The organism is Roseibium sp., from assembly GCF_965216085.1.
In the GTDB taxonomy this organism is placed as follows: domain Bacteria; phylum Pseudomonadota; class Alphaproteobacteria; order Rhizobiales; family Stappiaceae; genus Roseibium.
This window is the reverse complement of record NZ_OZ244138.1, coordinates 4,945,492-4,967,549: the sequence shown is the minus strand read 5'-3', so window position 1 is coordinate 4,967,549 and position 22,058 is coordinate 4,945,492. Positions and strand designations below refer to the sequence as shown.

Below are 22,058 nucleotides of genomic sequence, written 5' to 3'. Positions count from 1 at the left end.
CGCCAGCGAGCAACAGTTTTAGCGAATTCCGGATGTGGTTTTCTTAGATTTTATGCAAATTGCAGCAAATTAATTGATTGGTAAGTAACGTAAACAAATATTTACCAAAATTATCTACATCCGATTAACCATGTTTTGACCAATTCCAGTCAAATTAGCTGATATCGGCGCATTTGCGCTCTGCATTATTGGATGGTTGGTCATGAAATTAGCACGCCTTCTTGTCTTGGCTGTAGCCGTGGCTGCCGGAATCTTGGCATTCCGGATGGTGATGATGTCTGGCGGGCCTTCTGAACAGGTCGCCGAGGCGCCGCAACCGGTTAAACAGGCTCAAGAGCAAGTGCTTACTGCGGCAAATGATATCCTGCTGGGTGGAAAATTGTCTGCTGAGGATATGGTCTGGACGGATTGGCCGGAAGAAGCAGTTCCGATCGGTGCAGTCACCAAAAAGGCAAAACCGGAAGCCAATGAAGAGCTTCTTGGACAAATCGCCAAGACACGAATCTACAAGGGCGAGCCTATCCGGCCTGAGCGCCTTATTAACACCGACAAGGGGTTCATGTCTGCGCTTTTGCCAAAAGGGAAGCGTGCAATAGCCGTTGCAGTCGAAGCGGAAACCACTGCAGGCGGGTTCATCTTACCAGGTGACAAAGTCGATCTGATCCTGACTCGTCGTTCCGACGAGGGAGCGATGAGCGAAACCATTCTCGAAAACATTCGGGTTCTGGCTATCGATACGACCACCGCAGGCGAGCAAGATCAAAAGAACCTTTCACCGAAACGGACAGCGACCCTTGAGCTCACACTTGGGCAGTCGGAGATTGTCGCGCAATCACAACAGGTCGGAACAATAGCGTTGGCACTACGCAGCGCTCAAGATTCTGCAGATGACGCCGAACCGACGGAAACCCGTCGGGGTGTCAGTTTTGTAAAATACGGCATTACCAGCCAGGCAGGCGTGAAATGACAAAATTCATTCCAAAAATCCGCTTTCGCCAGAACGGCAATACACTCAAGCAGGGAATACTGTTCCTAGGGGCGCTCGCAGCGACGACCCTCCTCGCTGAACCGCAACACGCCCAGGCTCAAGAGGTATTTCCAAGCCAAGTGCACATTGCGGCTGGAGAACGAGCCAGTGGACGGATACTGAATGTTGGCATTGGCCGCTCAGTCGTCATCAACTTGGCTGAAGATGCGGCAGATGTATTGATTTCCAATCCAGAGATTGCGGACGCTGTCTTAAGAACACCGCGCCGGATTTTCGTCCTCGGCAATACAGCCGGCCAATCCCGGTTGGTTCTTTTTGGCCGCAGTGGTCGTGAATTGGCCAGTTTTAGCATTCGTGTTGAAAAAGATACATCCGATATCACTCGGATCATTCGAAGACTGGTTCCAGGAGCGAATGTTTCGGCTGAGTCCATAAACGGCAATATCGTATTGTCTGGAACTGCCAAAAGCACGATCGAAGCACAGCAAGCGGCCGATATTGCGGCGAAATTTCAGGGGGCAGAGGGCGCCGCGGGGATCGTTAATCTGATATCCGTATCCGGTTCCGATCAGGTGCACTTGAAGGTCACTGTCGCCGAAGTCGAGCGCTCCATTATCAAGCAGCTGGGTGTCCGATTTAGTGGAAGCATATCGGCTGGCAACTACAATCCGTTCGGCGATAGCTTACCATCATTCAATGTGAACCCGTCTATCGTCAATCAGGCGACAGCAGGTGTCACTTTCGCAACCGGTGCAACGTCGCTCACTGCACAGGTCGACGCTCTACAGCGGGACGGTGTTATCCGGACACTTGCTGAACCCACTTTGACGGCAATATCGGGCGAAAACGCTAGCTTCCTGGCCGGTGGTGAGTTTCCAATTCCGATAGCCCAAGAAGACAACAAGATCTCGGTCGAGTTTAAGAAGTTTGGTGTTGGGTTGGACTTTACACCTGTGGTCTTGTCCGGCGGCCGGATTAGCCTGCGCGTTAAGACCGAAGTCAGCGAATTGTCCAATGAAGGGGCCGTATCGGCAGGTGGTATTACAATTTCAGCTTTGAAAGTTCGGCGGGCCGAATCGACTATGGAGCTGCCCTCTGGAGGGACGCTTGTTATGGCCGGTTTGTTGAAAGAATCCTACCAGCAGGCAATCGAAGGGGTTCCTGGGCTGATGCAGTTACCAGTCATTGGTGCATTGTTTAAGAGCCGGGATTTCTTGAAACAGCAAACAGAACTGGCGGTCTTTGTCACTCCATATGCTGTCCGCCCAGTTGCGGCACAGAAGATGGTTCGGCCGGACAAAAACCTGTTTGCCCCATCAGATGCGGAAACCGTGTTCTTGAACCGGTTGAACAAGATATTCAACCCAGCCGGACAGCAGGCGGAAGGCACTTACCATGGCCAAGTTGGCTTCATCTACAAGTGAGGGCAGTCGGATGAAAATGACACTACATTCCCGGTTTAAGCTGCCCGCCTCCACTGGCGTGGTACTATTGACAGGTCTTCTGGTCGCCGGCTGTCAATCCCAAAAGCAGTCAAATGCAGAATTGCTGGCGTCGCATGACTATCGATACCAACATCCAATTGTGGTGAGTGAAGCGCCTGAAACATTGGATCTTCCGATTGGCAGGAATACCCGCCGGCTAGGTGGACCGGTGACCGATTCAATTGCCTCCTTTGCAATGGATTCCAGGCGGCAAGGCAATGGAAGAGTTGAAATCCTTGTTCCGACTGGTGCAGCCAATGAAGCGGCGGTTCACGCGGTTACCCGGGACATCCGTGGTGCCTTGAAACGGGGAGGTCTCAGCGGCTCTCAGATCTCGACGCGGACCTATCCATCATCAGACCCGTCCGCAGACGCGCCAATTCGCTTGTCGTACGCCCGCATGAAGGCAACAACCGGCGAATGCGGTTCCTGGCCGAAGAACATCGGTGGCGGTATCACCCAGAATACAAACTACCAAAATTTTGGCTGTGCAACTCAGTCTAATCTTGCGGCGATGGTGGAGAACCCTTCCGACCTGATCACTCCGCGGTCGAGCACACCTGGTGATCAGAACCGCAGAGCAGTCGTATTCGAAAAGTATAGGAAGGGTGAAACAACTGCTTCCCAATATACCGAAGGTGTTGGTGCAGAAGTTTCGGAGTGATGATCCAATGAATGTTGATTCAGATGCTATGGGAATGTCCGGTAATCCTGATCCGTCAACGAATCACGGTGGCAACGGCTACTCAGGTTCGGTGGACGCAAAGGACGTTGCAATGATTCCGCGGATAACCGTCCATAGCTTTTGCCTAAGTGACAGCACGATGCATACGGTTGAGGCGGCAACTGAAGATCGCCGGATGTTGAAGGCTCACATGAAGATTGAGATGGGAGGAATTCCCGTTGCAATCAGTACCTTCGAACAGGCACCGACACCCAATCTAATTATCGTAGAAACATCTGGCGCACGCGAAGACCTTCTTCAAAGCCTCGACCGGCTTGCGGAGTACTGCGATGCCGGAACGAAAGTGATTGTGATCGGTGATGTGAATGACGTCACCCTCTACAGGGAACTGATCACGCGCGGGGTGAGCGAGTATCTCATTGCCCCGGTGTCGATCTTTCAGCTGATTGGAGCAATCAGCAACCTATACAATGACCCGGAAGCCGAGCCGCTGGGCCGCACCGTTGCGTTTTACGGTGTAAAGGGCGGCTGCGGCGCATCAACCGTTGCGCACAATGGTGCTTGGTGTTTGGCGCGGAAATTCGACAGCGAAGTTTTGGTTGCAGATCTCGATCTGCCCTTTGGAACGGCCGGTCTGGACTACAATCAAGATCCTTTGCAAGGTGTATTTGAGGCGATTTCTTCTCCTGAAAGGCTAGACGAAACCTACCTGGATCGTATCCTTGCTAAATGCAACGAGCATTTGAGTCTATTGGCAGCGCCAGCCACGCTGGAGCGAACTTACGATCATAACGAAAAAACGTTTGATCAGTTGATCGATACGATGCGGCTCAGCACTCCGCATGTCGTTTTGGATGTTCCACATACTTGGAACTCTTGGGTTAAGAACACTTTGCTCAATGCCGATGAGATTGTTTTGGTGGCAGAACCCGATCTCGCGAATCTGCGGAACGCGAAGAATATGGTGGATCTGCTCAAGCAGCTGCGCCCGAACGACCGGCCACCGCATTTGGTAATGAACAAAGTGAACGTACCAAAGCGTCCGGAGATTAAACCGGATGAATTTGCAAGTGCCCTAGGATTGGATGTTCAGGCCGCAATCGCGTTCGAACCTCAATTGTTCGGAACGGCGGCCAATAATGGCCAAATGATAGGTGAACTTGATGGCAAACATGCGATAGCGCGCATGTTTGAGGATCTGGCGCAATCGGTTTCCGGGAAGGCACAGCCAACTAAATCTTCTCGCTCTCCTTTGGGAGAACTGTTTTCAAAACTGAAACGGAAAGCCGGCTAAGTGACCAGGCCAACGGAGCAGTAATATAATGTTTGGTAGACGCGGCAGTTCATCGTCTGGAATGCCTCACATGAAGCCTGGGGGCGCTCCGGAAGTTTCCGAGGCGCCGGCTCAGCCTGTGGCTGATAAACTGCCGGAACCTCCACCTCCGAGCCCTAGCCAAGTTCCCCGCAAACCGGCAAGTCCTCCTGTAGCAGCGGCAAATCCGCAGACCGAGGGCGAGCAGGGGACAACAGCCAGAAAAAAAAATAACGAATACTACGAAACAAAAGCGCAGATCTTTAATGCCCTCGTCGAGGCGATCGACCTGTCACAACTTGCCCGCCTTGATGCCGAAGACGCCCGGGATGAAATACGTGACGTAGTAAACGACATTATCGCCTTGAAAAATGTGGTGATGTCGATCTCCGAGCAGGAAGATCTGCTAGAGGATATTTGTAACGACGTCCTCGGGTATGGTCCTCTCGAACCATTGCTGGCCCGGGACGACATTGCAGATATCATGGTCAATGGCGCCCACACGGTTTACATCGAAACCCAGGGCAAGGTTGAGCAGACCGGTGTTGCCTTCAGAGACAACGCGCAGCTGATGAATATCTGTCAGCGAATCGTGAGTCAGGTGGGTCGCCGTGTCGACGATGCAAGCCCAATTTGTGATGCGCGTCTTCCCGACGGGTCTCGTGTGAACGTGATTGCACCGCCGCTCGCTATTGACGGGCCTGCGCTGACCATTCGTAAATTTAAACGCGACAAACTCACCCTGGATCAGCTGGTCAAGTTCAACTCAATTACCCCGGAAGGCGCGACGATCCTTCAGGTTATCGGCCGGTCTCGCTGTAACGTCCTGATTTCCGGCGGTACAGGTTCGGGTAAAACGACTCTTTTGAACTGTTTGACAGCTTATATTGAAAACACCGAACGTATCATCACCTGCGAAGACTCTGCAGAATTGCAGCTGCAGCAGCCGCATGTTGTCCGTCTAGAAACACGCCCTCCGAACCTTGAAGGTGAGGGGGAAATTACCATGCGCGATCTGGTCAAGAACTGTCTGCGTATGCGCCCGGAACGCATTATCGTCGGCGAGGTGCGTGGACCCGAAGCATTCGATCTGTTGCAGGCAATGAACACGGGTCACGACGGATCCATGGGGACGTTGCACGCCAACTCGCCTCGTGAAGCACTGTCTCGTCTGGAATCAATGATTACGATGGGCGGTTTTTCCCTGCCCTCCCGTACTTTGCGCGAAATGATTGTGTCGTCGATTGATGTCGTGGTCCAGGCCGCACGTCTGCGCGACGGATCCCGCCGGATTACCCATGTGACGGAAGTCATGGGTATGGAGGGAGACATCATCACGACCCAGGATATCTTCCTCTACGACATTGTTGGTGAAGATCCCAACGGCAAGATCATTGGACGCCACCGCTCAACCGGGATCGGCCGTCCGAAGTTTTGGGAGCGTGCGCGTTACTTTAATGATGAGACGCGTTTGGCTGAAGCGCTTGATGCTTCTGAAATGCCTGAATATATGGCGGAATAGGTGAACTTATGTCCGGATTTGAACAATTTATGACACCGGCCGTCACTGGTACCGCAGTTGCTATTCTAGTGATGTTGAGTGTTGGCGGCATCATATTTGGGCTGTTTTTGCCGTCATTGTCCGGAACCAAGCGGCGTGACGAGCGTATGACCGCTGTTTCTGCCCGTCCCCAGAATGAAAACCAACGCAAACAAGTTCGCGACACCAACCGACGCAAAAAGTCGATCCAGGATCAGTTGAAGGACTTCGAAGAACGCCAAAAGGCCAAACAGGAACGCCAGCAGAATATTTCACTGAAAGTCAAAATGGAGCAGGCCGGCCTTACGTGGGAAATGCGCCATTTTGTAATCTTTAGTGTCGTCAGCGCGATAATTTTTATGGCGATTTCGTTTGTGGCCAGCGGGAATATCTTGATTGCGGTTGCTTTCGCCTTTGCGGGTGGTTTCGGATTTCCACGTTGGTATGTTGGCAGCAAAAGAAAGCGTCGGTTTAACGCCTTTCTTGAAGAATTGCCTAATGGAGTGGACATCATCGTCCGTGGCGTTAAGGCAGGACTTCCACTTGGTGATTGCGTGAAGGTTGTTGCCAGGGAGGCTCGTGAACCGGTTGCGACGGAATTCAGGAAAATCACCGAAACGCAGGTTATGGGCATTTCCCTAGCCGAGGCGATTTCAAAAATGCCTGAACGGGTGCCTTTGCCTGAAACGAATTTCCTGGCGATCGTCGTCAGTATTCAACAAAAAGCTGGTGGTGGATTGGCTGAAGCTTTGGGCAACTTGTCTAAAGTCCTGCGTGAGCGGAAGGCTATGAAAGCCAAGATTAAGGCTTTGAGTTCTGAGGCAAAATCGTCTGCAGGGATTATCGGTTCTCTACCGTTTGCTGTTGGCGGAATACTGTTCCTGATCGCTCCGGACTACATGATGATCCTTTTCACATCGAGCTCCGGAAAACTCATAATTGCGGGATGCTTATTCTGGATGTTCTGCGGTATTATGGTCATGCGCGCCATGATTAACTTCGACTTCTAGGAGCTATCATGGATTTTCAAGCACTTGCTTCCGGTCAGGTTCTTGCCGCTTTTCTAGCGATGATCGCTGTCACTGGAACGATATTTTCTCTCGTCATGCCGCTGTTGTCGCGCGACACGCTGAAAGCGCGCATGAAGAATGTTGCGTTGGAGCGCGATCGGATTAGAGCGCAAGAGCGTGCGCGTTTACAGGCAAATCAAGGAGATGCCAAAGCCTCGCTGCGCAATCAGCCCAAAGCGAAAATGAAGAGGTTCGTTGATCGGCTGAACCTCAGAGAGATGCTTGCCGATGATTCTACGCAAGAGCGTCTTCGGATGGCTGGTTACCGCGGGACTGCACCTATTTATTACTTCTTGACTGCAAGGATCGCTGTCCCGGGTGTCCTCTTTGTTATTTCAATTGTCTATGCATTTCTGTTTCTGCCGGCCACGTTGCCTGCCTTCTCAAAGATTTGTTTTTGCCTCGCAATTTCCGGGTGTGGCGCGTTTCTGCCAAATGTCTACATCAAAAACAAAATCGATAAGCGTAAGCTGGCCATTCAAAGGGCTTGGCCGGATGCTTTGGATTTGATGTTGATTTGTGTGGAGTCGGGAATGTCGATCGAAGCTGCCTTTCAAAGGGTAGCTGAGGAAATTGGGGCACAATCGGTAGATCTTGCAGAAGAACTTACACTCACGACAGCCGAACTATCCTATTTGAGTGAACGGCGAACCGCCTATGAAAATCTCGCAGCCCGGACAGGCGTGGACGGCGTGAAAAACGTCATGATGGCGTTGATCCAGGCGGAGCGATACGGAACGCCCGTCGGAACGGCGATCCGCAATATGGCTGATGATACGCGTGCGGAACGAATGCAGCTGGCTGAACAAAAAGCGGCTTCATTGCCACCGAAACTAACCGTCCCCATGATTGTTTTCTTTCTTCCGGTGTTGTTTTTCGTGATCCTGACGCCGGCAGTCATTCAGGTCATGGACACATTCAAATAAACAACGACTGTTACTTCGTCTCTTGGAATGAAGAAACTTGACGTTCTGTTTTTTCCAATGATGCCAGTCAACTGGAGGGGCTTGTCCTTCGGAAACCCGCGAGCATGAAGTGCTACAGCAACTGACATTCTCAATTGCCTTCAGTGTGAAGAGCGGAAGCGTTTCAAGCATACTTTGAAGCGCCCTTAGCTCTTTGTTTCACCTTTCTCCAAATGGTTCAAGCGGCCAATATTGCACCCTAAATCTACCGGGTCTTCTTGCAATCCGGTGTTGCCTGCAAAGCGCAGCAAGCGTCCTACCCATTAAGGCACATGAATAGGAACAAATGCTTTTTTGATCATTCCGAGTTTTTCGGAATTCGGGGAAAAGGGACGGGAGATTGTGCACACTAATGCGCCGACCTGCCTGCTAGAGCCGGAAAATCCTATAAACCGCTAACGCCTAGCCGGCGGACAAAACGGTCATTCTTGCCAGGTTCAGCTCTGACGTTTCTTCATCATGGATTGAAGGTAGGCGATATTGGCTTCGGCTTGACGGGGATCCAGTTCCGCCTGAGCGACCTGAATGGCTTCGTCGTATTTGCCTTGAATACCAAGTACGAGCGCCAAGTTCTGCCGGACCCGGCTGTCTGATCCGGGCAGAGCCGCCGCTTTGCGGAGTGTATACTCCGCGTCGGGCAGTTCATTCGACAGGAGATAAGAAAGGCCAAGATTGTTCAGAAGGCTCGGATCGTCCGGTGCAATTTTCAGAGCCTGCTTGTAAAGGCTGCGTGCTTTTTTATGCTGACCCATCTGGTCATAGATTGCCGCTTGCGCTGACATCAGTTTCCAGTCCGGTGTATCCGGTTGCTGGGCGCGTTTCAGAACGTTCATGGCTTCGTCAAACCGACCATTCATGGCCAAAACTTTGCCGTAGGCTGATGCGATCTCGCGGTCTTTCGGATAGGAAATCACACCGCCGCGCAAGACAGCCATTGCTTGTGGTGTCTGGCCGTTTTGGCTGAGAGCGTCCGAGTAGCCAAGAATTGCTGCCCGGTTCTTTCTATCCTTTTCATAGGCTTGAGCCCATTTGGAGACAGCGGCACGAGCTTGGGCCGATCCTGGTGCGGAGTAATAGCCGCCGGAAGCCGGAGAATGGGTTCCGGTGTTGGATTTGTTGGATGCGCACCCCGCGACCAGCACAAGAGCAGTCATTGCCATCAACGTTTTTGTGAGGCCAAAACGTTTTGCTGTGAAACGGGTGTAGGGCGCTTGCATTTCTCAAATCCTTGCTGTCCGCACCATGTAAGTCCTCTATAGACATAGATAATTAACCCTAATGGTTGGTTAAGCGGTTCGCAGTTTGCAATGTCAGTGACGAACCGGAACGCTTGCTTCTGACGGTTCCGGAGATTACGTCTTGGACAATCGATCCGGTCTTCAGTTGGAGCAAACCCGTGCGCAATACGCTTGTTCGTCAAAGTGATGTTCAAACTTCCATACCCGTGATGGCGGTCACCGGAGGGAGTTTGCAGGAAGTTCTGACCGGTTTGGGTGAACCTGCAAATGAGTGGTGCAAGGCCAACAACTTTTCGGCAAAACCTTCGTCCTTCCAGCTTGTGCCAGGCTTGAGTGGTCAGCTCGCGGCCGTCTTATTCGGAGTAGAAGAAAATGGCCCCGCTCATGCGTTCGCCCTCGGCAGCTTAGCAAAGGCTCTGCCCGCAGGAGACTATCATTTGGCAGAGGGCTTTCCTCAACCCGAGGAAGCGGCTCTCGGATTTGCGCTATCAGGTTACAAGTTTGACCGTTATCGGAAAGCTTCTGAGAAAACGGTGCGTCTGGCGGTTTCCGATAGCATCGATCTTGGTCGAATCGGCGCCATTCTGGACGGAGTCCAACTCGCAAGAGACTTGATCAACACACCGGCCAACGACCTCGGCCCGGAAGAGTTGGCGCAAGCGATCGACACTTTGTTTGCCGCACATGGTGGAGCGGGACGCTGTATTGTAGGCGAAGATTTGCTGACAGAAGAGTTTCCGATGGTTCATGCGGTCGGACGGGCGAGTTCCCGTCAACCGCGATTGGCAGATTACACGTGGGGCAAAGATGATGCCCCCAAAGTGACGCTCGTCGGCAAAGGCGTGATTTTTGATACAGGCGGGCTGAACATCAAACCAGGCGGATCCATGTCCTTGATGAAAAAGGATATGGGGGGGGCGGCCAACGTCCTCGGACTGGCATCTATGATCATGGCCGCCGAATTGCCGCTCAGATTGCGGGTCATCGTGCCGTGCGTCGAAAACGCGATTGCAGGTGATGCCTTCCGACCGGGAGATGTGTTGCCAAGCCGCAAGGGTTTAACCGTTGAAATCGGAAATACGGATGCCGAAGGGCGCCTTGTCTTGGCCGATGCTTTAGCACTTGCAGATGAGGAAAAACCAGACCTCTTGATCGATATGGCAACCTTGACTGGAGCTGCCCGTGTGGCACTTGGCCCGGACCTGCCGCCGTTCTACACTGATGACGATGCGCTTGCCGAAGATATTGCTGTGATGTCCGAAGCGGCCACCGATCCTTTGTGGCGGATGCCGCTTTGGCAACCGTATATGAAATATCTCGACAGCAAGGTCGCCGATATCAATCACATAAACACTTCTGGAACCGGTTTCGCGGGATCCATCACAGCGGCGCTCTTCTTGTCCCGCTTTGTTGAAAAGACTCAGAGCTGGGTGCACTTCGATATCTTCGGCTGGACACCAGCCGAAAAACCCGGAAAACCGATGGGGGGAGAAGCGCAGGGCATCCGGGCCTTGTTCGATCTCATCAGTGAGCGATATTCGGACGGAAAATAACGGCTCCGAAACGTTTTTATGTTTCAATGGTCATGATTGGGGTAGGGAACACGTCATTCATGGCCATAGAAATGCGCGCCGCACAGGCGCTAAGGCTCATGCACGAAGTCAATTTGACGCTGGTACGGGGCAGCGAACAGGATCTGTCCGCGCGCCAGCTAACTATTCTATTGACTGTTTATCTCGAGCCACCGCCCCATACTGTTCGCGGGCTCGCTTCCAAACTGAATGTCACCAAACCGGCGATCACCCGGGCGCTGGATACGTTGGGCAGCATGCGATTGTTATCGCGAAAACGCGATGATGCCGACAAACGCAACGTGATTATCACCCGCACAGTCGAAGGGGCGCTTTACTTGGAGCAGCTCGGAGATCTTATTGCGGAAAAAGCAGCTGAACTGCCGCGTTAGCGGTTGAGCCTTATTTGCCCCGTTCATTCCTTCAGATAGATTGTTACCTATGCAGAAGTCTTTTGATCGCCGCCGTCACCCTGTCCGCGAGGACCTTGCTGCCAAGTCCTATGAAGGTCAGGTTTCTGCTGAAAGGTTTCTGGATGGGCAGGTATTTCAAGTCTGTGCTGACCGGATGGCGTTGCGGCGGCAACCCAGACCGGATCTCTCGATTGATACCGAAGCCCTGTTTGGAGAAGAGATCACGGTCTATGAGCAAACCCCGGAAGGCTGGGCCTGGGGGCAATTGGCAACAGACGGATATGTCGGATGGTTTTCATCCGATGCAATTGAAAAACGGCAGACACCGACGCATCGCGTCAGAGCATTACGCACTTACCGCTATCCGGCCGCCGAACTGAAGATGCCGCCCGTGGGTCTCCTGTCCATAGGAGCGACTGTTTCAGTCACGGGTGACGCTGAAACGCGGGGATGCCGATACGCTTTGTTGAGTGACGGCTCGGCTGTAGTGGCAAAACATCTGGTGGCTCTGGATCATACAGAAAACGACTGGGTTGCGACTGCCGAGGAGTTTTTGGGAACACCTTATCTATGGGGCGGCCGCAGCAGTCTTGGATTGGATTGCTCGGCGCTGGTCCAGCTTTCGGCGCAAACCGGCGGGATTTCTTTGCCGCGGGATAGCGACATGCTGGAAGCTGAAGCGGGTGAGGAGATTCCGTTCAGCGACTTGTCCGCGCTGAGGAGGGGCGATCTACTGTTTTGGAAGGGGCACGTCGGGATTATAAGTGGTCCGAACCAGCTGCTTCACGCCAATGGCCACACCATGACTGTGGCCTATGAAGCATTGGATGAAGCCGTTGCCCGGATTGCTGCAACAGAATGGGGCGCTATTACCAAAGCCCGCCGTCTAGCCTGATCTTTCCAAACACCGATTAACGGTCAGGCGTTAAAGCCAGTTGCGGTGCATCGCTTTGTTGAGCCTCCCCACCGGACGTCACTTCGCCCAATTCCAGGTCCTCGATCTTGCGGCTGCGCTTGCCGATCTTTTCCGAAGAAATCAGGATCTGATCGATGTCCTTATTGGCCTGCGCAAAGTGGGACTGCAGTTTTCCGACGCGGTCATTAAGACGGCTGACATCGGCGATCAGATGGCCGACTTCGGCCTGAATAAGGTGCGCCTGTTCTCTCATCTTCGCGTCCCGCAAGACTGCCTGGATCACTTGGATGGAGAGCATGAGCAAGGACGGTGAGACGATCACCACCCGCGCACAGTGCGCTTTCTGAATCAGATCCTCAAAACGTTCATTCAGCTCGGCAAATACGCTTTCTGACGGCACGAACAAAAAAGCCGTGTCCTGGGTCTCGCCAGGAAGCAGATATTTGTCACCGATGTCCTGAATGTGTTTGGTGAAGTCCTTGCGGAACTGCGCTTGCGCATATTTGAGCTGCTCGTCTGTTTCCGCCTTCTTTAAGAGATTGAACGCTTCAAGCGGAAACTTCGCATCGATCGCCAAAGGCGGCGCACCGTTGGGCATATGGATCAAGCAATCCGGCCGGCTGTTGTTCGACAACGTCGCTTGGAAAGAATAACCGCTTGGTGCGAGCTGATCCTGAATGATCGCTTCCATGCGGCCCTGGCCGAAAGCTCCACGGGTCTGTTTGTTGGACAGGATTGCCTGTAACTGACCCACCTGCCCGGAAAGATCTGTAATCGTAGCTTGCGCCCGGTCGATGACGGCGAGCCGTTCATGCAGATGCCGGAGGCCGTCTTGGGTGCGTTTGCTGGTGTCAGCCATAGACAGGCCGAGTTTGTGGCCCATCCCGTCGAGCCGCTCGTTGACCGCCCGCATCATGTCCGACTGCCGAGACCCAAACACCTCTGCCATGGTCTGCATCCGGCCGGTCATTTCGCCTTGGGATTTCAGCAACTGAGAGAGATGGCTTTCCAGTTCGTGTATGCGTTCGGTAGCCGCAGAATCAGCTTCAGCCCGCCAGCGAATTTCCCGCATGGTCTTCATCACCAGCCAGACAATAAGTGCAAGCAAAAGCAGCCCGCCAGCAACAGCGGTTTCCAAAATCGTGACGGGCCGGCCACTAAACACAAACAGGATCTCATTCATGAAACAAACATAGAACGATTCGGTGCAAAGAACAGCGGAGAAGCTGCTTTCCCCGCCTAAGATTCGGTCCGAACTTGTCGGAATTGCGCGTTGACCGGAAAGCTGGGATTGCCTATGTCAGGCCCATGACAAAACGTTCGATTATTACGATTCCGGATCCGGTTCTCCGTGAAGTGTGCGCACCGATTGAAACGGTGGATGCAGAAACTGTTGCCCTGGCCGATGACATGCTGGAAACCATGTATGACGCCCCGGGCATAGGCCTTGCTGCCAGCCAGGTCGGCATATTGAAGCGCATTTTCGTTTTGGATGTTGCCAAGGAAGATGCACCCAAAGAACCGATGGTGTTCATCAATCCGGAAATCGTCTGGTCGAGTGAAGACTTGTCCGTCTATCAGGAAGGCTGTTTGTCCATCCCTGACTACTATGAGGATGTGGAACGCCCATCGGAAGTGGCGGTCAAGTTTCTCAACCGAGAGGGCGCGGAACAGGAAATTAAGGCGGATGGTTTGCTGGCGACCTGCATTCAGCATGAGCTTGACCATCTCAATGGCAAGCTGTTCATTGACTATCTGTCAAAACTGAAACGCGACCGCGTTGTCAAGAAATTCACCAAACAGGCAAAGCTGGCTGGTAAGTTGTAAGACCTGTGTCCGGCTGATGGAAAGACGGACATTATGGATCAAGCATTGTTCTTGAAGCTTTTTGCCGCGCTGTTCGCGATTATGAACCCGATCGCGAACTTGCCGGTGTTTTTGTCGCTGACGGCCGACCGCGGACCGGCTTTTGAACGCAACACAGCCTTTACTCTTCTGATCAGCCTGTCGGTTGGCGCCGCGGCTATTGCAGTGACCGGAAATGCGCTCCTGAACATGTTCGGCATCAGCCTGGATGCATTCCGGCTTGCAGGCGGTTTTCTGATCCTTCTGATCGCCTTGAACCTGATTTCCGGTGAGCAAAGCAAAGCGCATCATGGAACCGAACAAGAAAAAGAACACCATGCGGCACAGGATAATCCGGCGATCTATCCGCTAACAGTTCCAATTCTGCTCGGCCCTGGGTCGATTTCGACGATGATCATCTATCGGGGTGAGGTGACTGGCCTTGCCAGTGAGATCGCTTATGTGGCTGCGATCGCGGCAGCGATTGGGGCGCTGATCGCGACTTTTTTCGCTGCGCCGCTGCTGTCTCGTTTTCTTGGTCAGACCGCGACAAGCGTGATGAGCCGGCTCATGGGCATGATTTTGGCGGCAATTGCGATGGAAATGATGGTCGGTAGCCTCAAAGCCCTGTTGCCTGGACTGGCCTAATCGCGCCATAAGGCACGTAGACCCTCACACTTCGCCTAGGAAGCCTATGTCCCTCCGTGTTGTTTTTATGGGCACGCCCGATTTCTCCGTGCCGACCCTGATGGAAATCGTCGGCCAGGGCCATGATGTTGTTGCCTGCTATTCCCAGCCGCCGCGCCCGGCCGGCCGTGGAATGGATCTGAAAAAGTCCCCGGTGCACGAGGCCGCTGAATCCTTCGGGATCCCAGTCTTTACGCCAACCAGCTTGAAAGATCCGGAAGAACAGGACCAGTTCGAAGCCCTAAATGCGGATGTTGCCGTTGTGGTCGCCTATGGCCTTTTGCTGCCAAAGGCGATTCTGGATGCGCCAGAACAGGGCTGCCTGAACCTGCATGCTTCGATCTTGCCGCGCTGGCGGGGAGCTGCACCGATCAATCGGGCCATTATGGCAGGCGATACGGAAACCGCGGTTCAAGTCATGCGTATGGAAGAGGGGCTCGATACGGGCCCGGTCTGTATGTCCGAAACAGTTGCGATTGGCCCGAACATGACCGCGGGCGAACTGCACGACCAGCTGTCAGGCCTCGGTGGAGACTTGATGGTGCGTGCCCTGGCTGCTTTGTCCCGTGGTGCGCTGGGCGAACAGGTGCAAGCAGAAGAGGGGGTGACCTACGCGGCCAAACTTTCCAAACAGGAAACGCAAATCGACTGGTCAGCGTCTTCAAAAAACGTGCACAATCATATTCGCGGCCTGTCGCCGTTTCCTGGTGCTTGGTGCGAGATGTCGCTGGGCGGAAAGACTGAACGGGTCAAAATCCTACGCAGCAGTCTTGCAGACGGAAATGGGGCTGCTGGAACCGTAGTGGCTGTAGACGAAGCCCCGGTTATTGCATGCGGTTCGGGTGCTGTGCGGCTGGAACAAGTCCAACGTGCCGGCAAAAAGCCGATGAGTGGAACCGATTTCCTGCGCGGAGCTGCCCTTACTGTTGGTGCATCCGTCAGTTAACATGCGCCAGGAGCGTATCATGAGCGAACAGATGACAGCGCCGAGTTTGACAATCCGGCAACTTACACCTGCTGATGAAGCCGCCGTGCGGGAATTGTTGCTGGCGGTTTATCCTTCTGATGGCGAAGCAAGGCTGGTCCACAAATTGCGCCATTGTGGCGCTCTGGTTCTGGAACAGGTGGCTGTTGATGAGAGTGGTGCGATTGTCGGACACGTTGCCTACAGCCGGGTCACCAATGCAGCTATTGGTCCGGGCCAAGCAATTCAAGTCGTATGCCTTTCTCCGGTCTCTGTCTTGCCAAAGGTCCAGCGCCAAGGTGTCGGAGATCGCCTAATCCGGTCTTCCTTGAAAAGCCTTTCAGAACTGGAGGAAGACCTCGTTCTGGTTCTCGGACCTCCGGCGTATTTTCCGCGGTTTGGCTTTGATCCCGAATTGGCAAAAAAGATCCACGGTCCTTATGCCGGCGGTGCATTTATGGCGCTGGCCTTGACCGAGGCTGGAACTAAGAATCTGCCGATCGAGGTGGCGTTTGCCACGCCGTTTGAAGAATTCGAATAAGACAAGAGCATGCCGCGATACAAACTGACGGTGGAATATGATGGTCGGCCCTTTTGTGGCTGGCAGCGCCAGGCAAATGCGCCTTCTGTGCAGGCGGTGATTGAGAGAGCCATCAAAGCCTTTTCAGGAGAAGACGTCACGATTGGCGGTGCAGGGCGGACGGACACCGGCGTACATGCGACCGGCCAAGTGTGCCATGTTGATCTGTCAAAGACATGGCCAGTCAAAACCATCATGGGGGCGATGAATTTTCATTGCCAGCCAGATCCAGTTGTCATTCTGGATTGTGAGGAAATGCATGAAGGGTTCGATGCCCGCTTTTCCGCGATCCGTCGGGCGTACCGGTACCGTATTCACAATCGCTTACCACCGCTGACCCATCAGCTGGGCCTTGCTTGGCATGTCAAACACGAGTTGGATGCTGATGCGATGCATGCGGCGGCTCAGGAGTTTGTCGGCCATCACGACTTCACCACCTTCCGGCATTCCCGCTGCCAGGCGAAAAGCCCGGAAAAAACGCTGGAGCACTTTTCCGTGTACCGGGATGGGGAATTCGTCATTGCCGAGTGTTCCAGCCGGTCCTTCCTGCACAACCAGGTTCGGTCCATGGTCGGGACATTGCGACTGGTCGGCGAAGGCAGATGGGGGGCAGGTGACATCACAAAGGCCTTGCAGGCGAAGGACCGCAAGGCTTGTGGTCCGGTTGCACCTGCTGATGGTCTTTATCTCACCCGCGTCGACTACCGGCCGGCCCAGGTGGATATAGAAGCACTTGCCGATTGGCAGGCGCGCAAGGCAGCAATGGAGGCTGTGGCTGATAAAGAAACAGCCGGAAGCAGCGCTTAAGCGCTGCCGGGTTCTTCAGGGATCGTCACGCACTTCTTGTAGAGATGCCATGTCGTATGCCCGAGGATTGGCAAAGTGATGATCAGGCCAATGAAGGCGGGCGCCATTGAAACAATCAAAACGGCAGTGACTACAAATGCCCAGCCGATCATTGGTACTGGGGATGTCGCGACTGCCCGAACGCTGGAAATCATCGCTGTGATGAAATCCCGGTCTTCTTCCAAAAGCATTGGAAAGGAAATGACCGTCAGAGAGAACAAGATCAGCGATAAGACCGCACCGACGACGTGACCAACTGCGAGAAACATCAAGCCTTCGGGGCTGCCAATAACGGCGTTCAGAAATTCCTCGAACGAGGCAAATGAGCGGAAGCCCAAGAACAGCGCCAAAAGCAAACGGACTTGGTACATCCACATGATTTGGATGAACAAGACAACGAAGGCCATCCAAGAGAGTTCACGGCCCTTTTGCGCCCACATGGCGCCGAGAACCTTCGACCAAGACAGCTCCTCGCCGGTCTTCAGGCGCCGGCTCACTTCATAAAGGCCGACTGCAGCAAATGGGCCGATCAACACGAAACCAGCGGCGGCTGGGTACGATAGGTAGCTCAAGTTAAGAGCGGCAGCACTGAGAATAACGAACAGGCCGCCGACAGCAAAAAAAGCCCCGATTGCCAAACCGTATACCGGAGCTGCCCGAAAATCGTTTAATCCGGCGGCAAGGGCATCAATGACGTCATTTACGGTAATCTTGTTGATCTGCGGCATCGGCCGCACACCCGCATTCAGCGTCTCCTGATCATTCATATGGCCGCTTCCTCCCAAAAGCTTAATTCATTTCCTCTTGTGCGGAGATGATAAGCCTGCAGGTGTGCTGCCGCCAATGCGCAGAAGGGCGTATTTTTTCAAAACAGTCAAACAGCCGGTTTCGGAGTCGCAGCCTCAGCAGCGGCAGCTGCAATTGCATCCTTTTGCGGCTCGTCCAATTTGGCAGTCTCCGGAAGCTGTACACGGACTTCTTTCCGCGCAAATTGAATGCCGTTTTCTTCAAACGCCTTTTGGACCCGTTTGTAGATCTCTCTACGGACACCAAACTGCTTGCCTGGTTTTGTGGTGAACTTTCCGCGGACCACGATGCCAACATCGTCGACGTCGGCAACACCCTGGCCTTTGAATGGGGCGAGAAGGTCGTCCTTGTATTCGTCCATCTCCATGATCTCTTGGCCGATTTTCTTGAAGATCTTGCGGACCTTCTCCTGATCGGTGTCGAACGGGATGGTGAACTTCAGCTTCATGATCACCCAGTCGCGCGACAGATTGGTGAGGTTGGAAATCTGACCATAAGGCACGACATGAACAGCTCCCTTGGTGCCGCGCAGTTGCATCGACCGGATCGAGATTTTTTCAATCGTGCCCTGAGCACCTCCGGTATTGATGAATTCGCCCATGCGGAAGGCATCGTCCATGAGGAAGAAAATGCCCGCAACAACATCACTGACAAGCGTCTGTGCGCCAAAGCCGACCGCCAAGCCGACAACGCCGGCGCCAGCGAGAAGTGGCGTGATATTGACGCCGAGTTGGCTCAAACCAAGTAGGACAGTGAGGGTAACAATGGTGACCTGTAGAACGATCCGGACGAGAGGCAAAATCGTCGCAAGGCGGGATTTACCGGCACCGCCCATTTCCGATTCCTCGTCTTGTGTTTCCTGCGGAGGCGAATCTTTCGCCAGCTGCTGACTAACCCAGAGATTGGTGATTTCCCAGGCCAGATATCCGGCCGCGAGGATGAGGAGGAATATGACACTGTTGCGGGCAACACCGGATCCCCCGTCACCTCCAAGGGCCAACAGGTTCAGACCGTAGATGCGGCCTACGGTAAGGATAAGAAATGCGAGCAATGCCACACGGGCAATCCGCACATAGCTGTATCGGGTCTGCAAATGTGCTGCTTCCGCGACGGGGCCTTCGCCTTGCATTGGCGGAACAATATGCGACACGATCCCGCGCACCATGGTGTCGAGAAACGGCGCAAAGACCACCAAAGCGATGACCGCAAGTGAGCGGCCAGCCGTTAGTGAATCAATACCTATGCTGGAGGTTACCTGAACCAAAAGCCAATTGAAGGCAATGAAGGCCATGGAAAAGTAGGGCCAGAACTGCGCCATGCGTTCCAGCCCGCTGGTCGGATCATCATCATCGCCCAGAATAATGCTGGTTAATCCATGCCGGGCTTGCCAAATGATTGCGATAATCCACGCATTGACGCCAAAACCGACAAAAAAGCGGTAAGCCTCTCCGACATCAGCGCCAGCACCTTGCGTCACATTGCGCAGGAAAAAGGCAACGCCGACAAAGGCGAACAAAGTTGTAAAACTTCTATAGAGAGATTTGGCCGTCGCATCATTGGCTGTTACCAGCCGAAGTTCACTTCGATGCGGGGCAAGTGCAAAGCGCAACAGGGCTGCGACAGCGCGCGGCAGCAGTACGATCCAGAAAACGCCCTGAAGGGCATAAGACCGCATGACCGGGTCGAATACGGCTACTCTCGCAACAATGAGAACGATAAGGGCAAAGATGATGAGGCCGCCAAGATCGAGGCCTGCCCGGCTCGAAACGATTTTGACAGTCTCATAAAGGGACGTTGGCTTTAACGATTGAATTGTCTCTCGTCGCGACGCCACAATCCGGTTGAAAAGAAATTCGGCGCCAAACCCGGCCACGAGCAATAGGCCAATTGCGCCAAAAAGTATGTGGACCGGTCCTGCAATATCCCCGGCAAACAAGGCGCCGATGCCACCAATGATCCCCGTAGCAAGGGCTGGTAGATTTTGAAAATTGCTGACAACCATGGCTCCGAACGCATTGAGGCCGGATTGTAGGCGTTCCAACAGATCTGGTCCTCCGTCGGTTAGTGCGCCTGCAGTCTTCTTGGCGTCCGCCCCTTGTTGTAGCAGCGTCACCAAGTCAGCTAAGGCTCCGACCTGTTGAGGGTCTAGGTCGGAAGCAAGTTTTTCCATCGCTTCTTGTTGGAGTGCCGGAGGGAGAGCAGAAGCGGTTTCCTGGGCTTGCGTGGCGGATATCAATGGGAAGAGCAGAAGGAAAGTCGAGAGAAGCACACAGATGAGGTTTCTATTACTTGAAGCGCGGATCATGGATGCCCTCTCAGAATTCGATTCCAGAAAATATTGGCGTGATTTGCACGAACCGCGAAATCAGCAATAAAATTACGTTAGGGTATTATTGGCGCGATATCGTCAGAAAAGCCAGAGGGCGTACCGACGTGCGTTTTCCTGGTGAACAGCGCTTGATCCCAATCTCTTAAGCGACTAACTCCTTTTCAGAACTTTCATTCACAAGTGGAACCTATGACCAACGCTCGCGGCGCCAACATTGCCCCCGGTCCAATTTGGGCCCTGCTCAGTCCGATCGGGCGAATGGGGCGTGAACCCTATTGGCTTTGTTTTGCTCTCGTCTGGACCGTAATTGCGATCTCAGTGAACATGTGGTGGGGATCGGCAGAGATCGAATTTGTTGATGAAACCATCGCAATTTCGCAGTTTATGGAATCCAACCCTCTTTTCCCGTTCCTGTTCTTCATATTGCAGTGGTTTGAACTGGCGCTGGTGATCAAGCGTCTTCAGGATATGGGTTTCAGTGGCTTTTTTGCCTTGCTGATTTTTGTCCCCGGGTTGAATATCCTCATGGTCCTCATCGTCGGCTTTGTGCCCAGCCAAGCTGAACCCAATCGGCACGGTCCACTGCCAAACAGCTACTGGCGCAAAAGCTGACCTTCCTGAAACGCAATCCCAAGTCGAACGAAGTCCCCCTCTTATGTCCTTGTCACCTGCCTCCGCCATCGCCCGTGATTTGATCCGCTGCCCGTCTGTCACACCTTTGGAAGGCGGCGCTTTGACGGAGCTTGAAAGCCTTTTGACAAATGCCGGATTTCGGGTAGACCGGGTGACATTCCAGGATGAGGATACGCCGGACGTTGAAAACCTGTTTGCGTCCATTGGATCTGGTGCGCCGCATTTTGTTTTTGCAGGCCATACCGATGTTGTCCCCGCTGGCGCGGACGCCGATTGGCGACACGGTCCCTTTGAAGGTGCGATAGAGGAGGGGGTGCTATTCGGCCGCGGTGCAGTCGATATGAAAGGCGGTATAGCGTCTTTTGCGGCAGCCGCTCTGGACTTCGTAAAAGCGCAAGGACCAGGTTTTGGCGGAACCATATCCTTCCTGATCACCGGCGATGAAGAAGGACCGGCGGTCAATGGTACAGTTAAGCTGCTTGAATGGGCCGAAGCGCAGGGACATAAGTTTGACGCTTGCATTGTCGGCGAGCCAACCAATCCAAACATTCTTGGTGATGCCATTAAAGTCGGCCGCCGCGGCTCGCTCTCGGGGATCGTGACGGTAACCGGCGTCCAGGGGCACGCTGCCTATCCGCATCTGGCAGACAATCCGATCCCGGGCTTAACCCGCTTGATGACGGCTCTGAACGGATTAAAACTGGATGACGGCAATGAGCGTTTCCAGCCGTCCAACCTAGAGATCGTTACAGTTGATGTCGGCAATCCGGCCTTCAACGTTATCCCGGCCCGCGCAGAGTGCCGTTTCAACATTCGCTACAATGACACTTGGACGCTGGGCAGTCTGAAGGCCAAGATTACCGAGACACTGGAAGCCGTCGACCTCGGCGGCCTTCAGATGGATCTCACGTTCAAGCGTGACGCGAGCGAGTCTTTCCTGACAAAGGACGAGACTCTGATCGCGGCCTTAAGTGATGCGATTAAAAAAGAAACCGGCCGGACACCAGAACTCTCCACCGGAGGCGGTACGTCGGATGCCCGCTTTATCAAGAACTATTGTCCTGTCGTCGAGTTTGGCCTTGTTGGACAGACGATGCACAAGGTTGATGAATGTGTCGCAGTGGACGATCTTGACTGCCTGGCGGCAATCTATCGGCGGTTTCTAACCAGTTATTTCTCATAAGT

The 22,058-nt window shown here is 53.5% G+C and carries 21 protein-coding genes; 17 read left to right on the top strand and 4 right to left on the bottom strand.

Features of this window, described 5'->3' with window-relative positions; all coding sequences use genetic code 11:
• The first annotated feature begins 202 nt into the window (after positions 1 to 202).
• The 7 genes from cpaB (at position 203) to ACOOFE_RS23260 (ending at position 8,005) form a co-directional block, all read left to right on the top strand.
• On the top strand, positions 203 to 967 hold the full coding sequence (gene cpaB / locus ACOOFE_RS23290) for a Flp pilus assembly protein CpaB (RefSeq protein ID WP_420412257.1): 765 nt from the start codon (positions 203 to 205) through the stop codon (positions 965 to 967).
• The gene (locus ACOOFE_RS23285; RefSeq protein WP_420412256.1) at positions 964 to 2,412 is read left to right on the top strand and encodes a type II and III secretion system protein family protein; all 1,449 of its coding nucleotides are present in this window, start codon (positions 964 to 966) and stop codon (positions 2,410 to 2,412) included. Before cpaB ends, ACOOFE_RS23285 begins: the two co-directional genes overlap by 4 nt.
• A 16-nt stretch (positions 2,413 to 2,428) precedes the next feature.
• A complete protein-coding gene (locus ACOOFE_RS23280; RefSeq protein ID WP_420412255.1) occupies positions 2,429 to 3,136 on the top strand; it encodes a CpaD family pilus assembly protein in 708 nt (235 codons plus the stop codon).
• 112 nt (positions 3,137 to 3,248) lie between these two features.
• A complete protein-coding gene (locus ACOOFE_RS23275; protein ID WP_420415628.1) occupies positions 3,249 to 4,451 on the top strand; it encodes an AAA family ATPase in 1,203 nt (400 codons plus the stop codon).
• A gap of 28 nt (positions 4,452 to 4,479) precedes the next feature.
• Complete coding sequence (locus ACOOFE_RS23270; protein WP_420412254.1) at positions 4,480 to 5,991, top strand: CpaF family protein; 1,512 nt, start codon at positions 4,480 to 4,482, stop codon at positions 5,989 to 5,991.
• 8 nt (positions 5,992 to 5,999) lie between these two features.
• Positions 6,000 to 7,019: a type II secretion system F family protein gene (locus ACOOFE_RS23265; protein ID WP_420412253.1), complete on the top strand. Its 1,020-nt coding sequence runs from the start codon at positions 6,000 to 6,002 to the stop codon at positions 7,017 to 7,019.
• Between the two features lie 8 nt (positions 7,020 to 7,027).
• Positions 7,028 to 8,005, top strand: coding sequence for a type II secretion system F family protein (locus ACOOFE_RS23260; protein ID WP_141183635.1), 978 nt, complete (start codon positions 7,028 to 7,030; stop codon positions 8,003 to 8,005).
• 476 nt (positions 8,006 to 8,481) lie between these two features.
• Here ACOOFE_RS23260 and ACOOFE_RS23255 read toward each other — a convergent pair whose 3' ends face one another.
• Positions 8,482 to 9,261 (bottom strand): tetratricopeptide repeat protein, encoded by a 780-nt coding sequence (locus ACOOFE_RS23255; RefSeq protein ID WP_420412252.1) that lies wholly within the window; start codon positions 9,259 to 9,261, stop codon positions 8,482 to 8,484.
• A gap of 179 nt (positions 9,262 to 9,440) precedes the next feature.
• Between ACOOFE_RS23255 and ACOOFE_RS23250 the strand changes: the two genes are divergently transcribed.
• Genes ACOOFE_RS23250 through ACOOFE_RS23240 form a run of 3 tightly spaced genes read left to right on the top strand, consistent with a single transcriptional unit; the run spans position 9,441 to position 12,161 of the window.
• Positions 9,441 to 10,835 carry a leucyl aminopeptidase family protein gene (locus ACOOFE_RS23250; RefSeq protein ID WP_420412251.1) on the top strand — a complete coding sequence of 465 codons (1,395 nt, stop codon included), beginning with the start codon at positions 9,441 to 9,443 and terminating at the stop codon, positions 10,833 to 10,835.
• A 59-nt stretch (positions 10,836 to 10,894) separates the two neighbouring features.
• A complete protein-coding gene (locus tag ACOOFE_RS23245; RefSeq protein ID WP_141183632.1) occupies positions 10,895 to 11,245 on the top strand; it encodes a MarR family transcriptional regulator in 351 nt (116 codons plus the stop codon).
• 49 nt (positions 11,246 to 11,294) lie between these two features.
• Complete coding sequence (locus ACOOFE_RS23240) at positions 11,295 to 12,161, top strand: NlpC/P60 family protein (RefSeq protein WP_420412250.1); 867 nt, start codon at positions 11,295 to 11,297, stop codon at positions 12,159 to 12,161.
• 16 nt (positions 12,162 to 12,177) lie between these two features.
• Here ACOOFE_RS23240 and ACOOFE_RS23235 read toward each other — a convergent pair whose 3' ends face one another.
• A complete protein-coding gene (locus ACOOFE_RS23235; protein ID WP_420412249.1) occupies positions 12,178 to 13,365 on the bottom strand; it encodes a DNA recombination protein RmuC in 1,188 nt (395 codons plus the stop codon).
• Positions 13,366 to 13,490: 125 nt separating this feature from the next.
• Here ACOOFE_RS23235 and def point away from each other — a divergent pair, with 125 nt between their 5' ends.
• Genes def through truA form a run of 5 tightly spaced genes read left to right on the top strand, consistent with a single transcriptional unit; the run spans position 13,491 to position 17,065 of the window.
• A complete protein-coding gene (gene def, locus ACOOFE_RS23230; protein ID WP_420412248.1) occupies positions 13,491 to 14,009 on the top strand; it encodes a peptide deformylase in 519 nt (172 codons plus the stop codon).
• A gap of 33 nt (positions 14,010 to 14,042) precedes the next feature.
• Positions 14,043 to 14,675: a MarC family protein gene (locus tag ACOOFE_RS23225; protein WP_420412247.1), complete on the top strand. Its 633-nt coding sequence runs from the start codon at positions 14,043 to 14,045 to the stop codon at positions 14,673 to 14,675.
• 46 nt (positions 14,676 to 14,721) lie between these two features.
• Positions 14,722 to 15,660, top strand: coding sequence for a methionyl-tRNA formyltransferase (gene fmt, locus ACOOFE_RS23220; RefSeq protein ID WP_420412246.1), 939 nt, complete (start codon positions 14,722 to 14,724; stop codon positions 15,658 to 15,660).
• Positions 15,661 to 15,679: 19 nt separating this feature from the next.
• Positions 15,680 to 16,219, top strand: coding sequence for a GNAT family N-acetyltransferase (locus ACOOFE_RS23215; RefSeq protein WP_420412245.1), 540 nt, complete (start codon positions 15,680 to 15,682; stop codon positions 16,217 to 16,219).
• Between the two features lie 9 nt (positions 16,220 to 16,228).
• A complete protein-coding gene (truA, locus tag ACOOFE_RS23210) occupies positions 16,229 to 17,065 on the top strand; it encodes a tRNA pseudouridine(38-40) synthase TruA (RefSeq protein ID WP_420412244.1) in 837 nt (278 codons plus the stop codon).
• Here the strand turns inward: truA and ACOOFE_RS23205 are convergent.
• Together ACOOFE_RS23205 and ACOOFE_RS23200 are read right to left on the bottom strand one after the other, a co-directional pair.
• Positions 17,062 to 17,871: a DUF2189 domain-containing protein gene (locus tag ACOOFE_RS23205; protein WP_141183624.1), complete on the bottom strand. Its 810-nt coding sequence runs from the start codon at positions 17,869 to 17,871 to the stop codon at positions 17,062 to 17,064. The genes truA and ACOOFE_RS23205 overlap by 4 nt on opposite strands.
• A gap of 107 nt (positions 17,872 to 17,978) precedes the next feature.
• Entirely contained in the window at positions 17,979 to 20,216 is a 2,238-nt protein-coding gene (locus ACOOFE_RS23200) for a mechanosensitive ion channel family protein (RefSeq protein ID WP_420412243.1), read from the bottom strand.
• A gap of 213 nt (positions 20,217 to 20,429) precedes the next feature.
• Here ACOOFE_RS23200 and ACOOFE_RS23195 point away from each other — a divergent pair, with 213 nt between their 5' ends.
• Entirely contained in the window at positions 20,430 to 20,852 is a 423-nt protein-coding gene (locus ACOOFE_RS23195; protein ID WP_209010855.1) for a DUF805 domain-containing protein, read from the top strand.
• 43 nt (positions 20,853 to 20,895) lie between these two features.
• Positions 20,896 to 22,056 (top strand): succinyl-diaminopimelate desuccinylase, encoded by a 1,161-nt coding sequence (gene dapE / locus ACOOFE_RS23190; protein WP_420412242.1) that lies wholly within the window; start codon positions 20,896 to 20,898, stop codon positions 22,054 to 22,056.
• The last annotated feature ends 2 nt before the right edge of the window (positions 22,057 to 22,058 follow it).

Coding starts and splice junctions, on each gene's coding strand:
- cpaB (WP_420412257.1), top strand. CDS start 203: ATGAAATTAGCACGCCTTCTTGTCTTGGCTGTAGCCGTGGCTGCCGGA.
- ACOOFE_RS23285 (WP_420412256.1), top strand. CDS start 964: ATGACAAAATTCATTCCAAAAATCCGCTTTCGCCAGAACGGCAATACA.
- ACOOFE_RS23280 (WP_420412255.1), top strand. CDS start 2,429: ATGACACTACATTCCCGGTTTAAGCTGCCCGCCTCCACTGGCGTGGTA.
- ACOOFE_RS23275 (WP_420415628.1), top strand. CDS start 3,249: ATGATTCCGCGGATAACCGTCCATAGCTTTTGCCTAAGTGACAGCACG.
- ACOOFE_RS23270 (WP_420412254.1), top strand. CDS start 4,480: ATGTTTGGTAGACGCGGCAGTTCATCGTCTGGAATGCCTCACATGAAG.
- ACOOFE_RS23265 (WP_420412253.1), top strand. CDS start 6,000: ATGTCCGGATTTGAACAATTTATGACACCGGCCGTCACTGGTACCGCA.
- ACOOFE_RS23260 (WP_141183635.1), top strand. CDS start 7,028: ATGGATTTTCAAGCACTTGCTTCCGGTCAGGTTCTTGCCGCTTTTCTA.
- ACOOFE_RS23255 (WP_420412252.1), bottom strand. CDS start 9,261: ATGCAAGCGCCCTACACCCGTTTCACAGCAAAACGTTTTGGCCTCACA.
- ACOOFE_RS23245 (WP_141183632.1), top strand. CDS start 10,895: ATGGCCATAGAAATGCGCGCCGCACAGGCGCTAAGGCTCATGCACGAA.
- ACOOFE_RS23240 (WP_420412250.1), top strand. CDS start 11,295: ATGCAGAAGTCTTTTGATCGCCGCCGTCACCCTGTCCGCGAGGACCTT.
- ACOOFE_RS23235 (WP_420412249.1), bottom strand. CDS start 13,365: ATGAATGAGATCCTGTTTGTGTTTAGTGGCCGGCCCGTCACGATTTTG.
- def (WP_420412248.1), top strand. CDS start 13,491: ATGACAAAACGTTCGATTATTACGATTCCGGATCCGGTTCTCCGTGAA.
- ACOOFE_RS23225 (WP_420412247.1), top strand. CDS start 14,043: ATGGATCAAGCATTGTTCTTGAAGCTTTTTGCCGCGCTGTTCGCGATT.
- fmt (WP_420412246.1), top strand. CDS start 14,722: ATGTCCCTCCGTGTTGTTTTTATGGGCACGCCCGATTTCTCCGTGCCG.
- ACOOFE_RS23215 (WP_420412245.1), top strand. CDS start 15,680: ATGAGCGAACAGATGACAGCGCCGAGTTTGACAATCCGGCAACTTACA.
- truA (WP_420412244.1), top strand. CDS start 16,229: ATGCCGCGATACAAACTGACGGTGGAATATGATGGTCGGCCCTTTTGT.
- ACOOFE_RS23205 (WP_141183624.1), bottom strand. CDS start 17,871: ATGAATGATCAGGAGACGCTGAATGCGGGTGTGCGGCCGATGCCGCAG.
- ACOOFE_RS23200 (WP_420412243.1), bottom strand. CDS start 20,216: ATGATCCGCGCTTCAAGTAATAGAAACCTCATCTGTGTGCTTCTCTCG.
- ACOOFE_RS23195 (WP_209010855.1), top strand. CDS start 20,430: ATGACCAACGCTCGCGGCGCCAACATTGCCCCCGGTCCAATTTGGGCC.
- dapE (WP_420412242.1), top strand. CDS start 20,896: ATGTCCTTGTCACCTGCCTCCGCCATCGCCCGTGATTTGATCCGCTGC.